The sequence below is a fragment of the Bordetella petrii genome, assembly GCF_020991325.1.
In the GTDB taxonomy this organism is placed as follows: domain Bacteria; phylum Pseudomonadota; class Gammaproteobacteria; order Burkholderiales; family Burkholderiaceae_B; genus Bordetella_A; species Bordetella_A petrii_E.
Genome location: NZ_JAJMLX010000191.1, coordinates 1 through 8,891 on the forward strand (window position 1 = coordinate 1; position 8,891 = coordinate 8,891).

The 8,891-nt window shown below is 65.8% G+C and carries 10 protein-coding genes and 1 tRNA gene; 1 reads left to right on the plus strand and 10 read right to left on the minus strand.

Annotated features, from left to right (window positions below; translation table 11 throughout):
- The 5 genes from LPZ50_RS17305 to LPZ50_RS17325 form a co-directional block, all read right to left on the minus strand.
- Window positions 1–391 (minus strand): sulfurtransferase (locus LPZ50_RS17305; RefSeq protein WP_419195608.1); only part of this gene is annotated, 391 nt, incomplete at its 3' end.
- Complete coding sequence (locus LPZ50_RS17310) at window positions 391–732, minus strand: carboxymuconolactone decarboxylase family protein (RefSeq protein WP_230663012.1); 342 nt, start codon at window positions 730–732, stop codon at window positions 391–393. The genes LPZ50_RS17310 and LPZ50_RS17305, both read right to left, overlap by 1 nt.
- A gap of 28 nt (window positions 733–760) precedes the next feature.
- Complete coding sequence (locus tag LPZ50_RS17315; protein WP_230663014.1) at window positions 761–1,774, minus strand: Bug family tripartite tricarboxylate transporter substrate binding protein; 1,014 nt, start codon at window positions 1,772–1,774, stop codon at window positions 761–763.
- Between the two features lie 42 nt (window positions 1,775–1,816).
- Window positions 1,817–3,184 (minus strand): adenylosuccinate lyase, encoded by a 1,368-nt coding sequence (gene purB, locus LPZ50_RS17320; protein ID WP_230663016.1) that lies wholly within the window; start codon window positions 3,182–3,184, stop codon window positions 1,817–1,819.
- A 16-nt stretch (window positions 3,185–3,200) separates the two neighbouring features.
- Window positions 3,201–4,646, minus strand: coding sequence for an FAD-binding oxidoreductase (locus LPZ50_RS17325; protein WP_230663018.1), 1,446 nt, complete (start codon window positions 4,644–4,646; stop codon window positions 3,201–3,203).
- Between the two features lie 147 nt (window positions 4,647–4,793).
- On the opposite strand from LPZ50_RS17325, the gene LPZ50_RS17330 reads away from it, so the two are divergent.
- Window positions 4,794–5,504 (plus strand): IclR family transcriptional regulator, encoded by a 711-nt coding sequence (locus LPZ50_RS17330; RefSeq protein WP_230663020.1) that lies wholly within the window; start codon window positions 4,794–4,796, stop codon window positions 5,502–5,504.
- Between the two features lie 31 nt (window positions 5,505–5,535).
- Here the strand turns inward: LPZ50_RS17330 and LPZ50_RS17335 are convergent, their stop codons facing one another.
- The 5 genes from LPZ50_RS17335 to LPZ50_RS17355 form a co-directional block, all read right to left on the minus strand.
- Window positions 5,536–6,906 (minus strand): MmgE/PrpD family protein, encoded by a 1,371-nt coding sequence (locus LPZ50_RS17335; protein ID WP_230663022.1) that lies wholly within the window; start codon window positions 6,904–6,906, stop codon window positions 5,536–5,538.
- A gap of 139 nt (window positions 6,907–7,045) precedes the next feature.
- Window positions 7,046–7,121: transfer RNA gene (locus tag LPZ50_RS17340), tRNA-Lys, on the minus strand.
- A gap of 48 nt (window positions 7,122–7,169) precedes the next feature.
- On the minus strand, window positions 7,170–7,967 hold the full coding sequence (locus tag LPZ50_RS17345) for a MetQ/NlpA family ABC transporter substrate-binding protein (protein ID WP_230663024.1): 798 nt from the start codon (window positions 7,965–7,967) through the stop codon (window positions 7,170–7,172).
- Window positions 7,968–7,997: 30 nt separating this feature from the next.
- Window positions 7,998–8,651: a methionine ABC transporter permease gene (locus LPZ50_RS17350; protein WP_230663026.1), complete on the minus strand. Its 654-nt coding sequence runs from the start codon at window positions 8,649–8,651 to the stop codon at window positions 7,998–8,000.
- Window positions 8,608–8,891: NIL domain-containing protein (locus tag LPZ50_RS17355; protein ID WP_329957676.1), on the minus strand; the 284-nt coding region annotated here is incomplete at its 5' end. The genes LPZ50_RS17355 and LPZ50_RS17350, both read right to left, overlap by 44 nt.

Consider the following 8,891-nt stretch of genomic DNA (forward strand, 5'->3'; position numbering starts at 1 on the left):
AGCCGGCCAGTCCGCCATCCAGCACGGCCACGGCGCCGTGGCCGATCCAGCGCATCAGCCACCACAGCCGGGCGGCATACATGCCGCCGGCGTTGTCGTAGGCCACGACCTGGGTATCCGCCTGCACGCCCAGGCCCGCCATGCGCGCCGCGAACCCGGCGCGGTCTGGCAGCGGGTGGCGCCCATTGCGGCCGGTCGGAACACCGCTCAAGTCCGCTTCCAGGTGCAAGTAATGGGCTCCCGGAATGTGTTCCAGGGCATAGGCGCGCTGGCCCGCTTGCGGATCAGCCAGATCGAAACCGCAATCCAGGAGCACCGGCGCACGGGGGCCGTCCAGCGCTCGCGCCAGTTCCTGCGGGCTTATCAGGGTATCGAATCGCATGGTGGTCATCAGCTCTTGAAGTCGCCCAGCGCATCCATGGCGCGCAGGGAATAAACGTATGCCGCGCCCGCGTTCAAGGCAATGGCGGTGCCCAGCGCCTCGCTGAGCTCGGCCTCGCTGACGCCGGCCTGGCGCGCCGCGGCGGCATGCGCGGCAATACAACCGTCGCAGCGCGTGGTCACCGCCACGGCCAGGGCGATCAATTCGCGGGTCTTGGCATCCAGCGTGCCGGTGGCGCCCTGCGCCTCGTTCAAGGCGCGAAATGCCGTCAGCAGCTGCGGATTGTGTGTGGCCAGCTGTCCGGCGGCCTTGCGGTTGTTGGCCAGCATCTGGTTCCAGTCGTTCAACATGAGGATAGCTCCTGTCGGGTTGCCGGCACTACAGGCCGATCTGCTTCAGCAATTGCGGGGTGGCGACGGTCTTGTACTGGGCGATATCGCGCACCAGGTACTCGCGGAACTGGTCCAGAGGCACATCGTGCTCCATGGCGGCGTTCTCGCGGATGGTGGCCTGCACGGCAGGATCTTTCAATGCCAGGCTCAAATGGCGCGACAGCACTTGCAGCACATCCTTCGGCGTGCCTGCCGGCGCGGCCAGGCCATACCACTGTGTCAGCGTCATATCCACACCCAGTTCCTTGAACGTCGGCACATCGGGCAGGCTGGGGCTGCGTTTTTCGCCGGACACCGCCAGCAGCCGCAGGCCGCCCTGGCGTACCTGCGGCATGAGCGGCGACGCCGTCGCGAAGAACATGTTTATCTGCCCGCCGATCAGGTCGGTAATGGCAGGACCCGAACCCTTGTAGGGAATATGCAGCAGCCGCAGCCCCGCCAGCTCTTTGATGCGTTCCATGCCGATGTGGGCCGCGCCGCCGGTGCCGGTCGACGCGAACGTCAGTTCGGTCGTCTTGGCCTGCGCCAGCACGCTCCTGGCATCGGTGAACTGGGACTTGGGTGCCACGAACAAGCCGTGCGGCGCTTCGAGAATGAGCCCGATCGGCGCGAAATCATCCGGCACTTTATAGGGCAGCGTCTGGGGCTTCAGGGCCGGCGACACGGCCATGTTTCCGCTCATGGCCAACAGCATGGTGTAGCCATCCGCGGGCGCCTTGGCAACCAACGCCGCGGCAATATTTCCCCCGGCTCCCGGCTTGTTCTCGACAATAACGGTCTGGCCCAGGGTCTTGCTCATTGCCGTGGCAATCAGGCGGCCATACAGGTCTCCGCCGCCTCCCGGCGGAAACCCCACGACCAGCGTAATGGGCCGTTCCGGGAATTTTTCCTGCGCGGCGCCAGCGGGGGTCAGCGGGGCCGCCAGGGCCACGATGGCCGCCAGCGCGCCCACCCACCGGATACGGCTCGGAACGAGGAACCTGCCTGGAACTTGAGTCATGGTTTGTCTCCCTTATGTGGTTATTGAATATCCAGGACGGGCTCAGCCTTGCGGGCCGGCCGTCCTGCCTTGCGCGGCGAGCAGGCGGTCTATCGACGCGCCGCACTGCCCCAGATAGCCGGCGGGGTCCGTCAGGCGCCGGATTTCATCCTCGCCCAGCAGCTTGGCCAGTTCCTTGTGCTGGCGCATGGCGTCGGCGAAATCCAGTTTCTGGGTAATGCCGTGCATGGACGCCTCGTAGATCCATTCATGCGCGGTCTGCTTGCCCACGCGCTCGCTCAGTTCGAGCATGACGCGCTCGGACAGCAAGTAGCCGCGCATGCGCTCGAGATTGGCGGCCATGGCCGCGCCGTCGACACGCAGTCCAGCCAGCAGGTTCCTGGCCTGGAACAGCATGGCGCCGGCGATCAGGCAGCATTCCGGCAGCGCCTTCCATTCCATCTTCCAGGCGATGCCGTCGCGTTCGCCTTCCTGGACCATGCCTTCGAGCATCAGGGTGGCGTTGTAGCGCAGCGGGCGCGACAGGCCGGCCAGGTTCTCGGCAGAAGTCGGATTGCGCTTGTGGGGCATGGTTGACGAACCCAGTTTGCCCTCCGAGAACGCTTCCTCGACCTCGGCGAATTCATTGCGCTGCATATTGAAGAGTTCATTGCCGATCTTCGACAACGTGGCACCCACCATGGCCAGCAGCAACGCGTATTCGGTGAAGCGGTCGCGCGCCGGCGCCCAGCTGATCGGCGGCACGCCCAGGCCCAGCCGCTGCAAGGTGAGGCGCTCGACTTCGGCGGCCTGTTCGCCCAGCGAGGCCTGGCTGCCCACCGCCCCCGCCACCATGCCCACCAGCACGCGCGGTTCGCATTCTGTCAGGCGCTGCTGATGGCGTTCGATCTCATCGAGCCAGATGGCGCATTTGTGGCCAAACGTGATGGGCAAGGCTTGCACGCCATGCGTGCGGCCCGCCATGATGGTGTCGCGGTGCTCGCGCGCCAGCCTGGCCAGCTCGCCGCCCACCGCGCGCAGGTCGCGCATGATCACGGCGTGCGCCTCTTTAAGCTGCAGCGCGACGCCTGTATCGACCACGTCCTGGGTCGTGGCGCCATAGTGCAGCCACTCGCCGTTATCCTTGCTGCAGCGCGCCTGCAATTGCTTGAGCGCGGGCACCAGGGAATGCTTGATGCGCCGGATCTCGGCCGACATCTTGCCGATATCGATGTTGCGTACCTGCGCCTGGGCCGTGATCTCCCGCGCCGCCGCGGCCGGAACAATACCCAGATCCGCCTGTGCGCAAGCCAGCGCGGCCTCGAAATCCAGCCATTTCTGGACACGGTTCTCTTCGGAAAAAATGGCGCGCAGTTCGTCGGTGCTCCACAGATGCTGGAGCGATTGCATATCGAAAACGGAAACAGACATGGAGATTCCTGACTGGCTAAAAGAAGGGACGGCGTTCGCGCGGCAACACGCGGCCGGGATTGAAGAGCTGGCGAGGATCCAGCGCGGCCTTGATGCCGGACATCACATCCAGCGCGACCGGTGACTTGTGATGCAGGAAAGCCTGCTGCTTGAGGCGGCCGATGCCGTGTTCGGCCGAGATCGAACCCTGCATGCGCGCCGCGATATCGTGCACCACGTCGTGCACGGCGGCCGCGCGATTGCGAAAATCCGCGTCCGGCATGCCCGGCGGCTTGCTCTGGTTGTAATGCAGGTTGCCGTCGCCGACATGGCCGAAGCAGACAATGCGGATACCGGGCATCAGTTGATCGAGCGCCGCGCCGGCCGCGGCGATGAAGGCCGGTGTGCGCGATACCGGTACCGATATGTCATGCTTGATTGAAGGGCCATCGAGCCGCTGCGCTTCCGGCACGTGTTCGCGCAGCGCCCAGAACTCGTGCGCCTGGCGGCCCGAGGCCGCCAGGGCGGCGTCCAGCACGACACCCGCCTCCAGTGCCTCGCCCAGCACTTCCTCTACCACCGGTGCGGGGTCCAGGCGGACCGAGGTCTCGGATACGTCGAACAGCGCGGCCCACGGATAGCTGCCCCCCAAAGGGTCACGCATGCCGTCCAGCGGCCGGGCCAGCACCTGGTCCAGCGCCTGGCGCCCCAGCAGCTCAAATGCCGTCACCCGTTCGCCTACCGAATCGGTCAGCCGCGCCAGAAGATCCACGGCGGCCTGGGGATCGGGCAGCGCCACCCATGCCGTCACCACCTTGCGAGGCGCGGCGACCAGTTTGAAGGTGGCCGCCGTTACCACGCCCAGCGTGCCTTCCGCGCCGATGAACAAGTGCTTGAGGTCGTAACCCGTATTGTCCTTGCGCAGCGCGGTCAGGGCATCCAGGATCCGGCCGTCGGGCAGCACGACTTCCAGGCCCAGCGTCAGGTCGCGCGTATTGCCATAGCGCAGCACCTGCTCGCCGCCGGCATTGGTGGACACCACCCCGCCAACGGTTGCGCTGCCCTCGGATGCCAGCGACAAGGGAAACAGCCGGCCTTGTGCCGCGGCGGCCTGTTGCGCCGCCTGCACGGTGCATCCCGCCTCGAGCGTCATGCTGTTGTCCAGCGCATCCACCCGCCGCACGGCATTCATGCGCCCCAGGCTCAATACGATCTCGCGCCCGGAGCCATCCGGCGTGGATCCCCCCACCAGGCCGGTATTTCCGCCTTGGGGCACGACAGCGACGCCCGCGGCGGCGCACAGGGCCACGGCGCGGGACACGTGTTCAGTGCTGGCCGGCCGCAGCACGGCCAGGGCCGACCCGGGATAGTTGCCACGCCAGTCGTTCACATAGGCGGCCATGTCGACGTCGCGGGTCAACACATGGCCCGCGCCCATCACGGCCTGCAGCGAGGCAAGGAAATTGGTGTCTGGATCCGGCATGGCTTGCTGCGACCGCCCCGCCGCAGCATAGCCGCCACGACTGAGCGATACTTGTCTCCCTGTGACTGACCGGCATATCCGCACCGGCCAAATTTCATTGAGTAAAATAAATTTTATTTAATGAAAATATAGGAGCTTTGAATTCACGTGTCAAGCCAAAACACCCCCATCACACCGCCGGCCGGCGTGCTGGAACGCGGCGTCGCCATCCTCGAGGCCTTCAATGAACAGGCGTTGCGCCTTACCCTGACCGACCTGGCTGAACGGACCGGGCTGGACAAGGCAACCCTTTTGCGCCTGGCTGGCGTCCTGGTGCGCGCCCGGCTGCTGCACCGCTACGAAAGCGGCGCTTATGCGCCCGGCCCGGCCTTGCTGCATATGGGCATGCTGTACCGGCGCACCTTCGACCTGGGCGCGCGCATACAGCCGGTACTGCGCAAAGTGGTACAGGAAACCGGCGAGACCGTCGCGCTATATACGCGCAGCGGCGACGACCGGATCTGTTTGTATCGCGAGAACACGACGAAAGAGGTGCGCCATCACGTCGAAGTCGGCACTCGCTTGCCATTGGCTGCCGGCGGGTCTTCGGCCCACGTATTGCAGTTCTTCACCGGTGGCGCCACGCCGCATGCCAAGGCCATCCGCGCCAAGGGCTACGCCATGACCCGCTCGGAACGGGTCGCTGAAATGGCCTCGGTGGCCTTGCCCGTCTTCGATGCCGACGGCAGCTTCGTGGGCGCGCTGGTGGTGCTGGGGCTGGCCTCGCGCCATAACGAAAAGGCGCAGCTGAAGGCGGTCGAGATCGTGCGCCGCGAACTAGCCCTGCAGAGTTTCTCTACCGAACCGCCGGCCGACTGAGCGCCCCATCCTCACGAGACAGGGCAGCGCATCAACTGCCGAACAGAGGCGCCGCGGGAAGACAAGGCGCCGTATCGCGCGCCGGGTCGGCATATGCCGCGCACCAGTCGGAGATTGCACCGGCGGCGGCATCGCCCATGCCCGGCGCGAAGGACCGCATGCGCGCCTGCAGTGCCTGCCAGGTATAGGGTTCTTCGGGGTCGCCGCGCCGCAGCTCGCGCAGTGCGCTGAATTGCCGGCCATCGCGCAGCGCAATCGTGACCCGGCTCGGCCGCTTGCGGGGAAAGGCGCGCTGGAAAGCGTCGTCGGTGCTGACCGTGATGCGGGCCGCCAATTCCCGCAAGGCCGGCGCACCGAGCTGGGGCGCTTCCATATCCTGGATGCGCAATTGGCCATGCAACAGCAACGTGGCCGCCACATAGCGCAGGCTGAAGCAAGTCTCGGACGGATTGGCCGGCCAATCCACGCCGGCGATCTTCAGCGCATGGGGAAAAATCGTGATGTCCACGGCCTGCACATCGGCCGGCTTGATGCCATGTGCATCGATCAAGTCCCGGATTGCGTCCAAAGGGGTGAACAACTGCGCGCAGCACGGCCAGGCCTTGATGGTGGCGGTGTTGATGCGTTCGGGCCCATCCAGCTCACTGTCCAAGGCCTCGATGGGGCCGTCACCGGCCAGCAGGGCATACAGGCCCCGCGGGCCCGTGGCAAATGCGCGCGCGCCAGGCAGGCCGGCCCGCGCGGCATACGCCGCGGTCAGGCCATTGCGTACCGCCATGGCAGGATGCAGGGATTTGGAGGCATGCGCGCCATCGTCGACCAGTTGCCACAGCCCCGCGGCCTGCGTGGCCGCAATGCCCAGGGCATGATGCAGCTGATCCGGGGCCAAGCCCAGCGCCACGCCTGCCGCCGCCGCCGCCCCCACGGAGCCGGCCGTTGCCGTGGCATGGAAGTTGGCCGCGTGCCGGGTACCGAGCGCTTCCCCCAGCCGCAACGACACCTCGTAGCCTGCGATGATCGCATCCGTCGCCTGGCGTTGCGTCAGCGCCTGCTGGGACGCCAGCGCCAGCACCGGAGTGATCGCCACCACGCCGGGATGCAACATTGCCGCCCGGTGCGCATCGTCGATTTCACGCAAGTGGGCAATGGCGGCATTGGCAAACGCGGCGGCCATGCCGCTAGCCGCGGCGCCGCCGAACACCGGCGAGACGCCTGGTCCGGGATGGCATTGCGCCGCCACCTCGCGCATCGTGGCCGCAGCCGGCATATCAATGCCCGACCATCCCGCGGTAAACCAGTCCAGCAGGGCTTGCGCCAACCGCTCGCGCGTGGCAACCGCCACCGGCTGCGACCGCCGTGCGGCAAGATGATGTACCAGGATAGCTTCGGGCGTAGAAGGCATGGTCGAGTCGTTTTGTTTAATGAAATTAATTTCATTGTATAAAACAAACTGCCACATGGCGCAGATTCGGACCTTTCCCGCGCAAACGCCGCAAACGACAACGCCAACCCCGAGGGGTTGGCGTGAATCTTGATCTGATTGGTGGGTCGTGCGCGACTCGAACGCGCGACCAACGGATTAAAAGTCCGCTGCTCTACCAACTGAGCTAACGACCCGACCGAAGCGCGAAATTATGGCTTATTTCGACGGGCCTGTCAAAACGCCTACCAGGCCGCCACCACGGCGCCCTTGAACTTCTCGGCGATGAACGCCTTGACCGTCGGGCTGTGGTAGATGCCGACAAGCTTCTGCAAGTCGGCGCGGTCCTTGTCTTGTTCGCGCACCGCCAGCACATTGGCATAAGGCGAATCGGCCGCCTCGCGGGCAATGGCATCCTTGTTCGGGTCCAGGCCGGCTTCCAGCGCGAAGTTGGTATTCACGGCCGAGGCGTCGGTGTCATCCAGCGAACGGGGCAACTGGGCAGCATCCAGTTCCACGAAGCGCAACTTGCGCGGGTTTTCCACCACGTCGATGGGCGTTGCCTTCAGGCCGGCGGCCGGGTCCAGCTTGATCAGGCCCTGCGATTGCAGCAGCAGCAAGGCACGGCCGCCATTGGTGGGGTCGTTCGGAATGCCAATTTGCGCGCCCTGCTTCAGTTCGTCCAGCCGCTTGATCTTCTTGCTGTAGATGCCGATGGGAAAGATCACCGTCTTGGCGATGCTGACCAGTTTGTAGCCGCGGTCGGCGTTGGCCGAATCCAGGTAGGGCTGGTGCTGGTAGCTGTTCAGGTCCAGGTCGCCCACGGCCAGGGCGGCGTTGGGCTGCACATAGTCGCTGAACTCGATAACCTGGATCTGCAGGCCCTGCTTGGCAGCTTCCTGCTTTACCACGTCAAAAATCTGCGCGTGCGGGCCGGCGGTAACGCCCACCTTCAGGGGCTTGTCCTGCGCCAGCGCGGGTTGCGCGAACGCGGCGGCGCCCAGGGCCAGCGCGGCCAACGACTTGAAAAACTTGATGCTCATGTTGCGTAGGTTCCGAAGGGAAGGAAAACGTCAGCGGTGCGACATGCGGCGGACCAGCCAGTCGCCGAAGCTCTGCACGACCTGCACCAGCGCCACCAGCACCACCACCACGGCCAGCATCACTTCCGGCAGGAAGCGCTGGTAGCCGTAGCGTATGCCCAGGTCGCCCAGGCCGCCGCCGCCAATGGCGCCCGCCATGGCCGAATAACCGATCAGGCTGACCACGGTGACGATGGTGGCCGCCACCAGGCCGGGCAGCGACTCGGGCAGCAGCACTTTCAGGATGATCTGCAAGGGGCTGGCCCCCATGGCGCGCGCCGCGGTCAGCAGGCCGGGATCGACTTCGCGCATGGCGTTCTCGGCGATGCGGGCCATGAACGGAATGGCGGCAACGGCCAGCGGCACGATGGCCGCGGTGGTGCCGATGGATGTCTGCGCGATCCAGCGGGTGAACGGAATGATCGCCACCATCAGGATGACGAACGGCACCGAACGCGTGGCGTTGACAATGGCCCCCAGCACACGGTTCACCCCCAGGTTCTGCAGCATGGCGCCGCGCGCGGTCACCACCAGCACCACGCCCATGGGTATGCCCACCAATACCGCAATACCGCTGGACACGCCCACCATCAGCAGGGTTTCAAGCAGCGAGGTGATGAGCAGGTCGATCAGTTGCGGACTCATGAGCAATTTCTTCTACAGGGATTTCTCGGGCGGCCAGGTCGGCCAGGGCATGGGCGACCGCGTTGGGCGCGCCTTGCACCAGTACGAACACCGTGCCCACGGCCACGCCCTTGATGTCTTCGACGCGCGCCTGAACCAGGCTGACATCCAGGCCGTGCTGGCGCGTCAGGTCGGACAGCAGCGTGCCCGCCGAGGCGCCGCCAGCCAGGTGCACCCGCAGCAGCCGCACGGCGCTGCCGG

Excerpts from the sequence above, each read along its gene's own strand:
- LPZ50_RS17310 (WP_230663012.1), bottom strand. The coding sequence starts at position 732 with ATGTTGAACGACTGGAACCAGATGCTGGCCAACAACCGCAAGGCCGCC.
- LPZ50_RS17315 (WP_230663014.1), bottom strand. The coding sequence starts at position 1,774 with ATGACTCAAGTTCCAGGCAGGTTCCTCGTTCCGAGCCGTATCCGGTGG.
- purB (WP_230663016.1), bottom strand. The coding sequence starts at position 3,184 with ATGTCTGTTTCCGTTTTCGATATGCAATCGCTCCAGCATCTGTGGAGC.
- LPZ50_RS17325 (WP_230663018.1), bottom strand. The coding sequence starts at position 4,646 with ATGCCGGATCCAGACACCAATTTCCTTGCCTCGCTGCAGGCCGTGATG.
- LPZ50_RS17335 (WP_230663022.1), bottom strand. The coding sequence starts at position 6,906 with ATGCCTTCTACGCCCGAAGCTATCCTGGTACATCATCTTGCCGCACGG.
- LPZ50_RS17345 (WP_230663024.1), bottom strand. The coding sequence starts at position 7,967 with ATGAGCATCAAGTTTTTCAAGTCGTTGGCCGCGCTGGCCCTGGGCGCC.
- LPZ50_RS17350 (WP_230663026.1), bottom strand. The coding sequence starts at position 8,651 with ATGAGTCCGCAACTGATCGACCTGCTCATCACCTCGCTGCTTGAAACC.